Origin of the sequence: Cobetia crustatorum, from assembly GCF_000591415.1 — a bacterium.
Lineage (GTDB): Bacteria > Pseudomonadota > Gammaproteobacteria > Pseudomonadales > Halomonadaceae > Cobetia > Cobetia crustatorum.
Map to the genome: position 1 here is coordinate 1 of NZ_JEMF01000054.1, position 16,660 is coordinate 16,660.

At 57.7% G+C, this 16,660-nt stretch carries 10 protein-coding genes and 1 riboswitch; of the genes, 7 read left to right on the top strand and 3 right to left on the bottom strand.

Translation table 11 applies throughout. The features are described 5' to 3' along the window. Positions 1–231: 231 nt before the first annotated feature. Positions 232–339, top strand: a riboswitch (guanidine-I (ykkC/yxkD leader). Positions 340–955: 616 nt separating this feature from the next. The 5 genes from BF12_RS23710 to BF12_RS19875 all read left to right on the top strand — a co-directional run bounded on the left by BF12_RS23710 (position 956) and on the right by BF12_RS19875 (position 11,320). Next, positions 956–1,078, top strand: coding sequence for an allophanate hydrolase-related protein (locus BF12_RS23710; RefSeq protein ID WP_439644514.1), 123 nt, complete (start codon positions 956–958; stop codon positions 1,076–1,078). A 579-nt stretch (positions 1,079–1,657) separates the two neighbouring features. Continuing rightward, the gene (locus tag BF12_RS0111910; RefSeq protein ID WP_024952475.1) at positions 1,658–2,377 is read left to right on the top strand and encodes a Crp/Fnr family transcriptional regulator; all 720 of its coding nucleotides are present in this window, start codon (positions 1,658–1,660) and stop codon (positions 2,375–2,377) included. 342 nt (positions 2,378–2,719) lie between these two features. Then, positions 2,720–4,330 carry a hypothetical protein gene (locus tag BF12_RS22900; RefSeq protein ID WP_248623689.1) on the top strand — a complete coding sequence of 537 codons (1,611 nt, stop codon included), beginning with the start codon at positions 2,720–2,722 and terminating at the stop codon, positions 4,328–4,330. Continuing rightward, positions 4,327–4,623, top strand: a complete 297-nt coding sequence (locus tag BF12_RS22905; protein ID WP_248623690.1) for a hypothetical protein — start codon at positions 4,327–4,329, stop codon at positions 4,621–4,623. Before BF12_RS22900 ends, BF12_RS22905 begins: the two co-directional genes overlap by 4 nt. Then, on the top strand, positions 4,589–11,320 hold the full coding sequence (locus BF12_RS19875; protein ID WP_248623691.1) for a glycoside hydrolase family 94 protein: 6,732 nt from the start codon (positions 4,589–4,591) through the stop codon (positions 11,318–11,320). Before BF12_RS22905 ends, BF12_RS19875 begins: the two co-directional genes overlap by 35 nt. Positions 11,321–11,447: 127 nt before the next feature. On the opposite strand, the gene BF12_RS0111920 is transcribed toward BF12_RS19875, so the two are convergent. Then, a complete protein-coding gene (locus BF12_RS0111920; protein ID WP_024952476.1) occupies positions 11,448–12,131 on the bottom strand; it encodes a type 1 glutamine amidotransferase domain-containing protein in 684 nt (227 codons plus the stop codon). Positions 12,132–12,329: 198 nt separating this feature from the next. Here BF12_RS0111920 and BF12_RS0111925 point away from each other — a divergent pair, with 198 nt between their 5' ends. Next, positions 12,330–13,253 (top strand): LysR family transcriptional regulator, encoded by a 924-nt coding sequence (locus tag BF12_RS0111925; RefSeq protein ID WP_024952477.1) that lies wholly within the window; start codon positions 12,330–12,332, stop codon positions 13,251–13,253. A 151-nt stretch (positions 13,254–13,404) separates the two neighbouring features. Beyond that, positions 13,405–14,169 (top strand): FadR/GntR family transcriptional regulator, encoded by a 765-nt coding sequence (locus BF12_RS0111930; protein WP_024952478.1) that lies wholly within the window; start codon positions 13,405–13,407, stop codon positions 14,167–14,169. Positions 14,170–14,273: 104 nt separating this feature from the next. Here BF12_RS0111930 and BF12_RS0111935 read toward each other — a convergent pair whose 3' ends face one another. Next, positions 14,274–15,695: a sugar porter family MFS transporter gene (locus tag BF12_RS0111935; RefSeq protein WP_051510958.1), complete on the bottom strand. Its 1,422-nt coding sequence runs from the start codon at positions 15,693–15,695 to the stop codon at positions 14,274–14,276. A gap of 116 nt (positions 15,696–15,811) precedes the next feature. Then, positions 15,812–16,579, bottom strand: a complete 768-nt coding sequence (gene xylB / locus BF12_RS0111940) for a D-xylose 1-dehydrogenase (RefSeq protein WP_024952480.1) — start codon at positions 16,577–16,579, stop codon at positions 15,812–15,814. Between the last annotated feature and the right edge of the window lie 81 nt (positions 16,580–16,660).

Consider the following 16,660-nt stretch of genomic DNA (forward strand, 5'->3'; position numbering starts at 1 on the left):
TAATCAGACGGGACCCGACAATTACCCAAAGCCAACGCTAATTTTTTCACCAATATGGATCACTGGTCTTAAAACAGCACCACGAATGGTGCATTTTCTGTAAACCATATCCTCAAAGACAGCATTTATTGCCTATAACCAATTGATTAATCTGATAAATCCTACAATGCCACACTTCCTGCTAGACATTCAGGGAGGCACCGATAGGCATACAACAATCGAAAATCTACACCAATGGAGCGCTAGGGTTCCGGTGACTGGCTGATAGCCGTCACGACTGGTCCGAGAGCACTCGACCTCCAGCTGGGGGTTACACGGCGGGATAAAAGCCCGGGAGACGCAACGCCTGAAAAGGTCGGCGCCTCTCACTTTTTCCGCCGGAGATAACGACAATGACCCAGCCCGCTCGCCTTTCCCCGTCTACGACTTCCCTCTCGGATGCCTGCGCTCAGGCGCCATCCGCTGCTGTCGCATCTGATTCCCCTGCGGTATCCGCCGTATCCAGCAAGACCTCCCGACGTGCCGCGCTGGCCGGCGCGCTGCTGCTTGGCGCCTCGCTGAGCCCACAGGCCATGGCGCAGGATTCCTTCAGCGTATGCTGGTCGGTGTATGCCGGCTGGATGCCGTGGGAATACGCGGACACCCAGGGAATCGTCGACAAGTGGGCCAAGAAGTACGACATCAACATCGATGTGGTGCAGGTCAACGATTACGTCGAGTCCATCAATCAGTACACCTCCGGCAATGTCGATGGCTGCGCCATGACCAACATGGACGCCCTCACCCTCCCCGCCGCCAGCAGTGTGGATTCCACCGCGCTGATTCTGGGTGACTACTCCGATGGCAATGACGGCGTGATGGTGCGCGACGGCGATTCCATCGAGTCCCTGAAGGACCGCGAGGTCAATCTGGTGCAGTTCAGTGTCTCCCACCCTTCCCGCTGGGGCTGGGTCAGATCGAGCTCGAAGACGGCCGCTGGGTCGCGGGCTTCATCTGCTCGGTCTCCGCTGACTGCGACGTGCCGATGACGGACATCAGCGAGTACGGCGGCTGGAAGGCCTGGGTGGAGCAAAAATAAGCATGTGGCGTGACCTATCTTCTACTTCTAGACAGGAAGATGATGACGGGAAGAGAATGATAGGAAGATGAAAATGGGCGTCCAACTCTCGATGAGTGGGCGCCCATTTTCGTTGATGACGCTGGCCTGTTTCAGGCAGTCAAACCTCGCGTCTTTCTCACACCGACGATAGATACGGTTGGCCTATCCATCAGCATCACAAGAGACTGTCATGAGCATGTGGTCACTGAGACTATGTTACTTTGTAGCGTCAGCTCCATTCGCCATCACGTCTTGACTGTCATCATGACGAGTCAACTAGCACTTATTCAGTAACATTCCGTCGTTATTGACGTTATTGCGGGGTGCCATGCTGCCGTAATACTCAGCGTCACCTCCATTCTCAACAAATAGACTGATCACACTTGATGTCGGCTTTTCTCGAGAAGGTGAGTAACGTCGTTAGACCTTCGATTCATCTTGAATAGCGAAGACAATACTACGCCCACCTATAGCCATATAAAATCACAGAAGTAAAAGACATACATAATGTCAAGACAATGGATGTTGCTACACAAACCCTTTCATTGGAGGAAAGGTATGACCGAGCGTCTGACTCATGATCATAATCATTTATTAGCGGCACTGCCTGATGACGTGAAGAAACGATTATCACCGCACATAGACACCGTGCCACTTTCGTTGGGGCAGATCATTCACACGTCAGGAAGCGCACTGAATCACGTCTACTTTCCCATTGATGCGATCGTGTCATTACTTTATGTGACCGAGAATGGTGCCTCTGCAGAAATCGCGGTGGTCGGCAATGAAGGCCTGGTCGGTATTGCTGTCTTCATGGGGGGAGAAAGCACCACCAGTCGCGCGATTGTGCAGAGTGCTGGGCTGGCGTTCAGATTGCCGGTAGATCAGCTGAAGGATGAATTCAACCGCCATGGCGAAATGCTGCACCTGCTGTTGCGCTATACCCAGTCACTCATTACTCAGATGGCGCAGACAGCGGTATGCAACCGCCATCATTCGATCAACCAACAGTTATGTCGCTGGTTGCTGCTGTCCCTGGACCGGCTGCCGAGTAATCAATTGGACATGACCCAGGAGTTGATCGCCAACATGTTGGGAGTGCGTCGTGAGGGCGTTACCGAGGCGGCCGGAAAACTGCATAAACTGGGTATCATCGAATATCGACGTGGCCATATCACGGTACTCGACAGACCGCGACTCGAAGAACGAAGTTGTGAGTGTTATGCGGTGGTAAAAAAGGAAAGCGATCGCTTGATGCCCTATTCGCTGATTGCCTGATTGCCTGATTGCCTGATTGCCTGATTGCCTGATTGCCTGATTGCCTGATTGCCTGAATGCCTGAATGCCTGAATGCTTAAAAAGACTGAGTGCTCACTGGTAATAACAAACCGTTGAACACCACACTACGTTAAATTGCCGAGGCGCCGCGGCAGGGAGGGATATGTGCGCTAGCGAACAGACAGTTTCATGAGCTTTCTACATACTTTCTGGTGACGTACTATCGCTTGCCCCCATGGGTAATGCGCATCGACCAGGATAGCGCTCGTGACCTCTCTCCTTAATATGGTGCTCCGGGCTTTTCCTTCGTCTTCGTCTTCACCTTGGCATGATACAGCCCCCGTGCGGGGAGAGCTGTTCAGTGTTGAGCGTCTCGAACAACATGCCGGTAGCCTTGCGCTCGCGCAGGGTATCACTGACACGCCTCCTAAAGTATTGTCGCTGTCGGCACGACTTGAGGATAATGCCAAGGTGCTACTGAAGGCCTATCGCGCCAGTGCGCTGGAAGTCGCGGAGGGACGCGACATCGTGCCTGCCGCCACCTGGCTACTCGATAATTATCATCTCATCGAGGCCCAGATTCGCGAGGTTCGCGATGACCTTCCTCCCGGCTATTATCACCAGCTTCCCAAACTGGCAGAAGGCCCATTTGCCGGCTATCCGCGTGTCTTTGGCCTTGCCTGGGCCTTTGTGGTTCACACCGACAGCCACCTCGACATCGACACTCTGCACGATTTCATCACGGCCTATCAGCGCGTTCAGCCCTTGACGATCGGCGAGCTCTGGGCGGTCGCGATCACGCTTCGCATCGTGCTTGTCGAAAACCTGCGGCGCCTCGCCGAACAAATTGTCAGCGAGCAGTCTGCCCGCAATGAGGCAGATGCCCTGGCCAGTCAGTGGCTGGTGCCGGAGGAACTCTATCCAACCCTGGATATCAGTACGCTGCCGCGAAGCACAACGCCATTAGAAGACCCCTTCGTCGCCCAGCTGGCCAAGCGCTTGCGAGGTCTGGATCCGCGCACCAATCCCATGGTGGACTGGCTTGAGCGGAAAGTCAGGTCTCAAGGCGGCTCTGTCGACAATGTGGTACAGCGAGCCCAGCAACATCAGGGGGCCGCCAACGTTACCGTGCGCAACATCATCACCAGCATGCACTTCGTCTCGAGTATCGATTGGGCGGAGTTGTTCGAAAGCGTCAGTCTGGTCAATACGCGGCTCAACCAGAGCCCTCTCTTCGCGACTCTCGACTTCCCGACCCGCAATAGTTATCGCAGTGCCGTGGAGCAACTGGCGCGTGGCTCTGACTGGCAAGAACTGGAAGTTGCCGAGCACGCCCTGGCCGCCGCACACGCAGCACTGGCCAACGCTGAGGGCGCCATCGAAACCGCTCGCCGCGGTGATCCCGGCTATTTTCTGATAGCCGCTGGGCGCCCTGCACTTGAACGAACCCTCGGCTTTCGGCCTTCACTGCGCCAGCGCATACGCCAGGGCTTTGTCAGCGCAGGCATTGGCGGTTACGTGAGCCTGATTGCACTCATGACCGCCGCGTTGCTGGCAGTGACCTTGACAGGGTTATGGTCACTGTCCGGCGGTGAATCGGTCACTGGCTGGCTGTGGCTACTCGGATTGCTTGGGTTGCTGCCGGCCACCGAGATCGCGACATTGTTGGCCAGTCGCCTCATCATCTTCTGTGTTGGCCCCAAGCCGCTACCCAGCCTTGATCTCTCCGAAGGTGTCCCCGCCAATCTGCACACCCTGATTGCCGTACCCACCTTGCTGACCAATGCGGCCGAACTTCACGAGCAGATCGAGCGACTGGAGGTACATCATCTGGCCAGCGGTGGCGGTGCGCTTGTCTATGCGCTGCTCACTGATGGGTCGATGCTCAGCACGAACACATCAACGACGATGCGCCGCTATTGGCGGCCGCCAGTGAAGCGATCGCGCAATTGAACCAGCGCCATGGCGACATTGATGGTCATGATCGCTTCTTCCTGCTGCACCGGCGACGGGTCTTCAATCACAGTGAAGACTGCTGGATGGGCTGGGAGCGAAAACGCGGCAAGCTACAGGAGCTCAACCGCCTGCTGCGCGGTGCCAACGACACCACCTTCCTGGCGCCCGCGGCCATGCCGAGTGATGTGCAGTATGTCATCACGCTGGATGCGGACACGCTTGCCGCGGGGGGCAGCCAGTCGACTGATCGGCAAGATGGCGCACCCGCTGAATCAGCCCAGGTTCGATGAAAGCCGCCAGCGCGTCGTTGAGGGTTATGCGGTATTGCAGCCACGTGTCACACCCTCGCTACCGATGGGTCGACAAGGCTCGATCTTCCAACGTCTCTTTTCCGCGCCCGGCGGAATAGATCCCTACGCTGCGGCGACCTCAGACCTTTATCAGGACCTGCTTGGCGAGGGGTCCTTCGCCGGCAAGGGCATCTACCAGATTGATGCATTCGAAGCCTCGCTCAGCGGGCGTGTGCCAGAAAACAGCGTCCTCAGCCATGATCTGTTCGAAGGCGTGTTTGCTCGGGCCGGGCTGGCCTCGGATATCGAAGTGATCGAGGAATTCCCCTCCCGCTACGATGTTGCCTCCAAGCGCCAGCACCGTTGGACACGAGGCGATTGGCAATTGCTGCCATGGATCGTTGCGCAGACGATGCCCTGGACCGGGCGCCTGAAACTGATGGACAACCTTCGCCGCTCACTCCTTGTACCACTCCTGCTCGCCTTTCTGATCATCAGTTGGTTATTGCCGCTGCCCGCGGCGCTGTTGGGCACACTGGGCACCATCATCGTTATTGCCGCGCCTCCGCTTCTGCCGCTGTTGCTGTCGCTGGTGCCAAGGCGGTCTGGCATCAACGTGCGCCACTATTTTCAGCAATGGTTCTCCGAACTCAGACTGGCGTCGATACAGACACTATTGTGGCTCGCCTTCCTGCCCGATCAGGCCTGGCGGATGCTGGATGCCATCGTCAGGACGATGATTCGGGTCACGATCACTCGCCGCCATCTGCTTGAGTGGACGACGGCGGCCCAGTCAACCGGTCGCCCGCGACTGACGCTGACCGGCTTCTATCGCAGTATGGCGCCGGGGACATTGCTGGCACTGGCCGCCGCATTGAGTGTCGTGATCCAGTCGCCCGAGGCCTGGCCGGTGGCACTGCTGGCAGGCCTGCTGTGGCTGGCAGCGCCAGCTATCGCCGCTTGGGTCAGTCGGCCGGGGTGCCTTGAACATCAGGCGCCGCTGTCTGATGCCGAAGCACGTGAACTGCGCTTGATCGCGCGACGGACCTGGCGCTTCTTCGAAACCTTCGTCACCGCTCGCGACAACTGGCTGCCACCGGACAATTTTCAGGAAACCCCTCAGCCCGTCATCGCGCATCGCACCTCTCCCACCAACATGGGGCTCTATCTGCTGTCCACTCTGGCCGCCCGGGATTTTGGGTGGCTGGGTGCGCTCAATACCGCCGAGCGTCTGGAGGCCACACTGGGCGTCATGCAGACGCTTCCCCGTTACCGTGGACATTTTTTCAACTGGTACGATACTCGTGACCTGCGCCCGCTGGACCCAAGATATGTCTCCTCGGTCGATAGCGGCAATCTGGCGGGCCATCTGCTGGTGGTCGCCAATGCCTGTGATACCTGGTCAAGAACCCGGCAATTGCCCACTCTGCGTCAAGGCGTCGCCGACAATCTGAGCCTGCTACGCGACGCCCTCAAGGCAGTCCCGGCGACACATGCAACACTGATCGCACCGCTCTGCCTCTGCCTGAAGGACATCGAAGGATATTTGCAGACAGATGCGTCGTTCATCACGGGCCTGTCCGCACTGCGACAACTCGCGGATCACACCACGAGAATCGCCCATGATTCCCTGCGCGGTACCGAGGCAGGCTGGGCCGAAGAAGTGCTGTTCTGGGTAGGGGTGCTGCGCAAGTCGGCCGCCGAGCATTACCACGATCAAAAAGAGTCCACCAAGACTGATCCCTGTGACCAGCTCCTGGCGCGCTTCAGACAGATTGCTGCCGACGCTCGAGCGATGGCATTGGGAATGAATTTCGCCTTCCTGCTCGTGCCTGAACGCCAGTTGCTGTCGATCGGCTATTCCGTGGACGACAATGCACTCGATAGTAGCTGTTATGACCTGCTCGCTTCCGAAGCCCGCTTGGCCAGTCTGCTGGCGATTGCCAAGGGCGATGCTCCGACGCGCCACTGGTTCCGTCTCGGACGGACGGCCACGCCACTTGAGCATGGCTCAGCGCTGATTTCGTGGTCAGGTTCGATGTTCGAATACCTGATGCCATCGCTGGTGATGCGGGCGCCGGCCGGCAGTCTGCTTGAGCAAACCAATCGCCTGGTGGTCAAGCGCCAGATGGCCTATGCCGCAGGACGCGACATGCCGTGGGGGATCTCCGAATCGGCCTATAACGTTCGCGATGTGCATTTCACGTATCAGTACACCAATTTCGGCGTACCGGGGCTGGGGCTGAAGCGTGGCCTGTCAGCGGACCTGGTCGTCGCGCCCTACGCGACCGGGCTGGCCACGATGGTCGAGCCCCTCGCCGCGCATCGCAATTTCGCGCGCCTTGCTGAGCTGGGCGCATTGGGTCGCCATGGATTCTATGAGGCACTCGATTTCACGCCCTCGCGCCTCCAGGCAGGCAAGCCGTTTTCCATCGTGCGCAGTTTCATGGCCCACCATCAGGGCATGAGCATCGTGGCGATTGCCAATACCCTTCATGACGGACAGATGCGTGAACGCTTCCATCGTGAGCCGATCATTCAGGCCTGCGAGCTGCTGTTGCAAGAACGCATCCCACGCAACATGGCAATCGCGCATCCTCGCGCAGAAGAAGTCACGTCACCCCCGCGAGACACGCTCAACGATGGTCGGGCGATCCGGTGTATCCCGGCAACGTGTGCCGGCGCACCCGTCACCCACCTGCTCTCGAACGGTCGTTATTCCGTCATGCTGACGGCGACAGGAGCCGGCTATAGCCGCTGGCAGCACATCGCCATCAGTCGCTGGCTGGAAGATGCGACCCGTGATCACCTGGGTAGCCTCATCTTCCTGCGTGACAGGGACACGTCCACCGTCTGGTCAGCCAGTGGCCCCATGCCCGGCAGTGGCGGAGAAGCGAAGGCAGACAGCCATGATGTACTCTTTGCAGAAGATTATGCCCGCTTCACGCATCGCCAGGACACCCTGACCACTCACCTCGATGTCCTTGTCTCTGGCGAGGATGATAGCGAAGTCCGTCGCGTGTCCCTGACCAACAGCGGGCGCAAGGCGCGCAAGATCGAAGTGACCTCCTATGCGGAACTGGTACTGACCACGCCCACCACCGAGAATGCTCATCCAGCGTTTGCCAAGCTGTTCGTGGTTACCGAATACCTGGAAGAATTCGAGGCGTTGATCGCGACACGTCGTCGACGCAGTCCAGATGAGGCTGAGATCTGGGCCGCGCACTTCGCGATAGTGGAAGGCGAATCCCTCGGCGCGCTCCAGTACGAGACCGATCGCGCCCAATTCATCGGCAGGGGGCGCACGGTGATGACAGCCGCTGCCCTGAAGGAAAAACAGCGCCTGAGCAACACGACCGGCACGGTGCTCGACCCGGTATTCTCACTGCGCCATTGCCTCAAGGTGCCCTCCGGAAAAGTCACTCGCATCGCCTTCTGGACTGTCGTGGCGGCGTCTCGCGAAGCGCTGCTGGATCTGATCGACAAGCACCACGACCGCAGCGCCTATGAACGCGCCAAGACGCTGGCCTGGACCCAGGCACAGGTTCAGCTTCGCCATCTGGGGATCACGCCAGAAGAGGCCTCGGACTTCCAGCGCCTGGCCGCCCCCATCCTGTATGCCGATATCCGATTCAGGGCCTCGCGGGAGGCCATTGCACGCGGCGCTGGCCTGCAATCCTCACTGTGGCCGCTGGCCATTTCCGGCGACCTGCCGATCGTACTGGTGCGCATCGATTCCACCGAGGACATGGCCCAGGTACGCCAGCTGCTGCGCGCCCATGAATATTGGCGAATGAAGCGCCTTGGCGTCGATCTGGTGATCATCAATGAGCGCGCCTCCTCCTATGTCCAGGACCTACAGCAAGCGATAGAAACCGCTGTGCAGAGCAGCCAGACACGCCCGCGCATGCACGAGGGCCATGATCAGGGCTCGGTCATCGTCTTGCGCGCTGACCTGATGAGCCTTGCATCACGTCTGTTGCTGCAGTCCGTGGCGAGGGTGATGCTGATGGCGCACCGTGGACCCATTGCCGACCAGCTCGCTCTGATACCGCCTGCACTGTGTTATCCGCCGTCCGGGAAGATGCCCGACGCGATGTCCGAGACGACGAACCAGCCTGAGCCTGCAACAGTGCAACCGCTGCAGGGCGAAGCACCTCAGGACGAAGCACCTCAGAACGAAGCACCTCAGAACGAAGCACCTCAGAACGAAGCACCTCAGAACGAAGACATGCTGCCTGCGCTGGAGTTCTTCAATGGTCTCGGGGGCTTTGACAAGCAGGGCAAGGAGTATGTGACGATCCTGGAGGCCGGCCGCAGCACGCCGGCTCCCTGGCTCAATGTCGTCGCCAACCCCGGCTTCGGTTTTCAGGTATCGGCGGAAGGCGCAGGCTATACATGGGCCGACAACAGCCGCGAGAATACGCTCACGCCCTGGTCCAACGATCCTGTGATGGACCCCTGCGGCGATGCGATCTACGTGCGCGATGAAGAGAGCCTGGCAGTATGGACGGCAACGGCAATGCCGGTACGTGATCAGGGTCGTTACGTGGCCCGCCACGGATTCGGCTATAGCCGTTTCGAACACGAGGCTCACGGTATCGGCCTCGACCTGATCCATTTCGTGCCGCTGGATGACCCTATCCGGATCTCGCGTCTCACCCTGACAAACCATTCGAAACGGCCACGCAAGCTGTCTGTCACGGCCTATGCGGAGTGGACATTGAGCTTGTCTCGCGGCGCATCCGCCCCCTTCATTGTCACACGCCGGGATGAAAGTTGTGGCGCGCTGCTGGCCAGCAATCCGTGGAACATGAACTTCCCCGGACGTGTTGCCTTCGCCGATCTCAGCGGCCTGCAAACGACCTGGACCGCTGATCGCGGCGAATTTCTCGGCCATGGTGGCAGCCATGCCGCCCCCGCAAGCCTTGCTGGTCGCACTCCCCTTTCAGGCGCCGTGGGCGCCGGGTGGGATCCTTGCGCGGCCTTGCAATGCAGCATCGTGCTGGCGCCCGGCGAGACCGTCGAGATCGCCTCTTTCATCGGCCAATGTCATAGCGATGAAGACGCCAGGGCACTCATTCTCCGGTATCGTCAGGCCGACCTGGATGCTGAGCTCGCGGCGGTGGCCGCCCACTGGAATGAGCAGCTGGGAGCGGTGCAAGTCACAACCCCCGATCGCGCCATGGATATCATGCTCAATGGCTGGTTGCTCTATCAGACATTGGCCTGCCGCATCACCGCGCGTTCCGCGTTCTATCAGTCCAGTGGTGCCTACGGTTTCCGTGATCAACTGCAGGACGGCATGGCCTTGACCTTCGCCAGCCCCGAAACGACTCGACATCACTTGCTGCGTGCCGCCTCGCGTCAGTTCGTCGAAGGAGATGTCCAGCACTGGTGGCTTCCGCATTCCGGTCAGGGCGTGCGTACGCGCATTTCCGACGATCGGGTCTGGCTGTCCTATGCCTGCGCCCGGTACGTCACCACCTCAGGCGACACTGCCGTGCTGGATGAGCCGGTGAGCTTCCTCGAAGGCGCGTTGCTGGCCAGCGGTGAACACGACGCCTTCTTCCAGCCCATGATTGCTGACGAAACAGCCTCACTATATGAGCATTGCGCTCGTGGTCTCGATCAATGCCTGACGCTGACGGGTGAGCATGGTCTGCCATTGATCGGCGGGGGTGACTGGAACGATGGCATGAACCGTGTAGGGGAAGCCGGCAAGGGCGAGAGCGTGTGGCTGGGGTGGTTGCTGATACGCACCCTGGCGCTTTTCGTGCCCTTCGCAGAGCAACGAAGCGGCGAAGAGTCTCGCGCCAGACGTTGGCGTGCCCACGCAGAGTCGGTACGCGAATCCCTCGAACAACATGCCTGGGATGGTGAGTGGTATCGACGTGCGACCTACGATGACGGCACCTGGCTGGGGACTCATGCAAGCGATGAGTGTCGCATCGATTCGATTGCCCAGACCTGGGCGGTGCTGTCCGGCGCGGCCGATCCACAACGTGCCGCACTCGCCATGCGGTCGATGGAGAAAGAATTGATCCGGGTGGACCCCGGGCTGGCATTGTTGTTCTGGCCGCCTTTCGACAAGCCTGAACATGACCCGGGCTATATCGGTGGCTATCCTCCCGGACTCAGGGAAAATGGCAGCCAATACAGCCATGCCTCGATGTGGGCCATCCTGGCGTATGCAACATTGGGACAGGGCGACAAGGCGGCCAACCTGTTCTCGCTGCTCAACCCCATCAATCATGCTCTCAGTCTGGAGGAAGCGGAACGCTACAAGGTCGAACCCTATGTCGTCGCCGCGGACGTATACTCCATTGCGCCACATGAAGGACGCGGTGGCTGGACCTGGTACACGGGCTCCGCAGGCTGGATGTACCGCGCGGGCCTGGAGGGCATTCTCGGTATTCGTCGCGAAGGCGATGTCCTTGTCATCGCCCCGTGCCTGCCGCCTGCCTGGCCGGGATTCGAGGCAACCATCAGCGTGGCGTCGTCGCATTACACGCTTCAGGTAAAACGCTCGACGGACGCCGCTCTCATTGTCTCAACAGCGCAACTGAATGGAGATGAGATACTCTGTGAGGCGGAAACGATCCGTGTCCCCCTCGATGGCGCACGCCATCTTGTGACGCTCGTGTTACCCGCCACGTCATCCTTGGCGGGAGAACGGACAGCTGATCAGGAGTAGCGAAAAGCGCGTCTCTCAACAGGATGACGTCTCGCGCTGAACGGAATCTCGTCGCCGTCCCACTCGGCGTCAGCCCATAAAAAAACGGCCCTTCACCTGATGGTGAAGGGCCGTTTTGTGACGTGCCTTAGGCTTCGAGGCTCTTGAGTAGCAGTTCTGCCACCGCCTCGGAAGACATCGGGTTCTGACCAGTGATGATCAGGCCATCCTGAATGGCATAGGAGGCGAAGTCATCTTTCTTCTCGTAGATTCCCCCTTTCTGCTGAAGCGCGTCTTCCACCAGGAACGGCACGACGTTGGTGAGGCCGACACCTTCCTCTTCGCCATTGGTGAAGCCAGTGACATGCACACCTTCAACAAAGGGAGTGCCATCCGGCTTGTGTGCGTTCAGAAGCACGGCGGGTGCGTGGCAGACAGAGCTGACCAGCTTGCCAGCCGCATGGAATTGCTCGATCAGACGGATGGAATCGGCGTCGTTGGTCAGATCCCACAGCGGGCCGTGGCCACCCGGATAGAAGACGGCATCGTAATCTTCGACGCGCATCTCGGACAGCACGGCGGTGGTGGCAAGATCCTGCTGCGCGGCAGTGTCCTTGTCGAAGCGGCGAGTGGCATCCGTCTGGAAGTCCTCGCCTTCGCTTGCCGGATCAAGCGGCGGCTGACCACCCTTGGGAGAGGCGAGTGTCACCTCGACGCCTGCATCTTTCATCACGTAGTAGGGAGCTGCCAGCTCTTCCAGCCAGAAGCCTGTCTTCTTGCCTGTGTCACCGAGGGTATCGTGGGAAGTGACGACGACCAGTACCTTGCTCATGACGCTCTCCTTGTGCGGGGATGCTGCGATGTTGCATTAGATGGAACGTGCAGCGGCGAATCGCTCGCCGTGTGTTGAGATCCACCATACTGCGCATGTCATCATCATCACAATCGATAGTACGGATAGCTGCTATCATCGAGACAAATAGTAGTGTTGTCTGCGCTCCGCATCGCTCTCGTACTCTCTGGTGCCATCATGAAGCTCAACTACGATCTCAATCTGTTGCGTACCTTTCATGCGCTCTATCTCGAACAGAACGTCACCCGTGCGGGTGAGCGACTGCATCTGAGCCAGCCTTCAGTGAGTGCAGCGCTCTCGAAGCTGCGCGAGCTATTCAATGATCCGCTGTTCATTCGTGACCGTCAGCGCATGCGTCCGACGGAGAAGGCCGAGCATCTGTTCCCGACCATCGAGACTGCTCTGACAGACCTCGACGGTCTGATCAACAGCGAGCGTCACTTCGCCCCGGATACCGAATGTCGTCATTTCGAGATCGCGGCCAACGACTATTTCGAGGTACTGGTGCTGCCACAACTGGCCGCCATTCTGCGTGAACAGGCGCCGGGCATCACGATTCAGGTACGTCGACTATCGCAAGACATGAGCGAAGCCGGCGTGATGAGCGGCACCACGGATCTCGCCTTCGGGCGTCAGGTAGAGCCACCGGAAAATCTGGTGGTGCGTGAGGTGATTCGGGAAGGCATCGATTGCCTGGTCGGCAACGGCCACCCGCTGCTGGAACGACTGGATAGCGCGGGACGAATGAGGAAAGAAGATTTCGAGCAACATGCCCACGTGCTTGTACAACCGCATACGCGCCTGAAAAGTGGCATCTTCAAGCAGCTGGAGGGGCATGGACTCAAACGCGAGGTAGCACTCGCGGTCACCTACTTCATGGCCGTGCCCTCTTTGCTCGAGCGCTCGCCCTTGATCGCCAGCCTGCCGACAGGCTTGTGTCAGCATTTCAGCGATCAATTTTCCGTGACCACCGTCGCGCCACCGGTAGCATTCGCCTCGTTCCCCTTCCATCTCAGCTGGCATCGCCGCTATCAGAAAGACCCCGCACATCGCTGGCTAAGGGATCAGATTATCGAATGTTGTCGCAATTCAGGAGAATGATCCTACCGACATGCAGACCGAGTAAAAAAGGCAGCATGCATAGCATGTATCAAGAACTTGATAGCAGGAACGCGGTAGCAAGAAACTGATAAGATTGAGACTATGTTCAACATTCGCTAGCATCAAACGCGTTTTCTAGTGGAGTCAGCCAGTGCAGCCCCCTCTTCAAGGCACCAGATCACGGCCTAGCATCAGTGAATATCTTGCTGAAGCCATCTTCTCCGGTAAATATCGTCCCGGCAGCTTCGTCCCCAAAGAGGTGGATCTAGCCGAGGAATTTCAGATCAATCGCTCCGCAGTCCGTAGCGATCTGCGCCAGCTTGTGGACGCAGGCATCATTGAGCGCATCTCGGGCCATGGCTCGAAGGTCAGGGCATTTGAAGAATGGAATATTCTGGACCCTCAGGTCACTCATTGGATGACCTGCTACGCGGCCCCCAATCCAGAAATACAACGCGAGATTCTCGCCTTTCGATTGGACGTCGAACCCTATGTAGCGATGACGGCCGCACGTCGTGCCACTGCACGAGATCTCGTCGCCATAGAGGAAGCTTTCGATGGCATGGCCCAGGACATGAATGCCGCGGAAAATGGCATGAAGCGTCTGCACAGTGATTACGATATCGCGTTTCATGTGGCAATCTTCAAAGCGACTCGCAACATCGTCTGGTCACAGCTTTCGCATATTCTACGGCCTTCAATCTACCTGCTGATTGAGATGTCCAACGAGAATGCTACTGACCCCGAAGCAAGCCTGGAGCGCCATCGAATACTGATGGAGGCAATTCGCACACGTCAGCCTCAGAAAGCCTTTCTTGCAGCTCAAGCAGTTCTCGGCGGAACAGCGGATGCACTCGGCCTCGAGCCAGGCGAGACCATCCTTGGCAGTCACTTTGCACTTCCCCCTTCTTCTTGAACTCAATCAGCCCCTCATTGATAACAATGAGGCTGATTGAGTGATACCGCTGACCATCAATTAGTGAACTTCACTCCAATAGAGAACGTCACTGAAGCAAAACCTTATTCGTACTCCATCTCCTCCAGCTCTCTACCACGCGTTTCCTTGACAGCCTTCATCACGAACACAATGGAACAGGCAGCGAAGAAAGCATAAACACCATACGCGGCCGCCAAGCCGATACCCGCCAGCATGATCGGGAAAGTCATGGTAATAGCAAAATTGGCGAGCCACTGAAATAGTCCTGCGACAGCGAGCCCGGAGCCACGAACCTGGTTAGGGAACATCTCCCCTAGCATGACCCACATTACCGGCCCCCATGACACATTGAAGAACAACACATAAGCATTGGCCGACAGCAGCGCAACAATCCCCATGCTGCCTGATAATGATAATGCTCCGTCAATGTTTGAGGCGGTAGAGAAAGCATATGCCACTATGCATAACGTCACCGCCATGCCAACGGAGCCAGCCCATAACAGTGGCTTACGTCCGATACGATCAATCAGCGAGATAGCCACCAGGCAAGCCCCGATAGACACTGCGCCACTGATCACGTTGATCAATAGGGCATCACCCTCGGAGAAGCCCACTGCCTGCCACAGCACCGCGCCATAATAAAAGACGACATTGATACCCACCAGCTGCTGAAATACTGCCAGCCCGATACCCACCCAGACGACACGATGAACACGTCCATTGGAGGTATTGAACAAGTCACGCAAGCTTGGAGCATGATGCTTGACGAGTGAATGGCGGATTTCCTCCGCTTTGACACGCCCGTCTTCTTCGCCCATCAGCGTTGTCAGCACACTACCCGCTTCTTGTTCGCGCCCCCGACTGATCAGGAAGCGCGGGCTCTCCGGAATGCTCAATAATGCGAGGAAGAATATCGTCGCAGGCACCATCTCGATCCAGAACATCCAACGCCAGGCCTCAAAACCGAGCCATAGACTTTCCGTGGAAGACCCTGCAACGTTAGCCAATACATAGTTGCTGAGAAAAGCCACGAATAAACCAGAGATTATTGCCACCTGCTGAATGGTCGCCAAGCGACCACGATTATTGGCTGGTGCAACCTCACTGATATATGCGGGCGTCATGACACTGGCAGCGCCTACTGCAATCCCTCCCAATACCCGATATACGACAAATTCCAGCGAGCTCTCGGCCACGCCAGAACCCCAGGCACTGACGATGAAGAATACGGCAGAGGCTATCAGCAGCGTACGTCGACCAAATCGGTCAGCCAGACGTCCCGCAAAGAAAGCACCGACAGCGCAACCCAGCAACATTGAGGCGACGTTGAACCCAGTGCCTGCACTATTCGAATTGAATGAGGCTTGAAGCCCATCGACAGTGCCGTTGATGACACCACTATCAAAACCAAAGAGAAAGCCACCGATAGCGGCAATACAACAGATTCCGAAGATATAGCGCTGATGCTTTAATTGCGCCAGCTCTGGCAAGGTCTCGGCGTGCATGGGAATTCCTTTTTGTTATTCATTGGCGTGACTTACAACCTGATATTGCTTGCTGACAAAACGAGTGATGATGACGACAGGTAATTAATGGCACCCCTGACAAACGCCATCAGCCGTCATAGCCAACCCGCATCGACCCAATAATTGTGCGCAGTACAGGCAGCCCCACCCTCTGATGCCAGAAACAGCACCATTGAGGCGATGTGATGGGGATAAATACGCACCTTGAGTTTCTGTTCAGCGACAATTTGCGCTTCATCCTCTTCGGAGTACCAGCGTGACTGTCGTGGTGTCTTGACGTTACCGGGAACGACGCAGTTGACCCTGATGGCATCACTCCCGAGTTCACGTGCTAGCGCTCGTGTCAGACCTTCAATACCGGCCTTGGAGGTTTCGTAGAGTGCGAGGTCCGCTTGCCCGAGATGCCAGCTGATGGACCCCATATTGATGATGGAGCCACCTCCTCGACGCGCCATCCCCGGTGCGACAGCCTGGCTTGCGAAAATCAAGTGCCGAAGATTGACTGCTATACGCTCATCAAAATAAGCAGGGGTAATATCAGTAAGTGAGTGGCGATCGTCGTTGGCCGCATTGTTGACGAGAATATCGATATCACCGATATCAGTTAGGGTTCTCTTTAGCGCTTCGAGATTGGTGAGGTCACATTGGTGATAGATCGCACGTGAGCCTGCTTCGCCATCAAGACCTACCGCTAAGATATCAGACGACTGATCCTGGAGATCCAGGAAGTGGACCTCTGCCCCCTGCTCGACGAAAGCCGTTACCAAGCCCTCTCCAATACCGGAACCACCACCAGTGATGACCACACGCTTGGTGGCCAATCCCGGGTAGATAGCGATGGGAGACGTGGAAGGTGGAGTCATGAAATTACCTCTGAATGGCGTGGATTCAGGCGCCTGACTCATGAAAGGCACCCAATGAGGTCCGCCCTTGTATCGGCAAGC

Bases quoted from the DNA above. Each gene is read 5' to 3' on its own strand.
- BF12_RS0111910 (WP_024952475.1), top strand. From the start codon at position 1,658: ATGACCGAGCGTCTGACTCATGATCATAATCATTTATTAGCGGCACTG.
- BF12_RS19875 (WP_248623691.1), top strand. From the start codon at position 4,589: ATGGCGCACCCGCTGAATCAGCCCAGGTTCGATGAAAGCCGCCAGCGC.
- BF12_RS0111920 (WP_024952476.1), bottom strand. From the start codon at position 12,131: ATGAGCAAGGTACTGGTCGTCGTCACTTCCCACGATACCCTCGGTGAC.
- BF12_RS0111925 (WP_024952477.1), top strand. From the start codon at position 12,330: ATGAAGCTCAACTACGATCTCAATCTGTTGCGTACCTTTCATGCGCTC.
- BF12_RS0111935 (WP_051510958.1), bottom strand. From the start codon at position 15,695: ATGCACGCCGAGACCTTGCCAGAGCTGGCGCAATTAAAGCATCAGCGC.
- xylB (WP_024952480.1), bottom strand. From the start codon at position 16,579: ATGACTCCACCTTCCACGTCTCCCATCGCTATCTACCCGGGATTGGCC.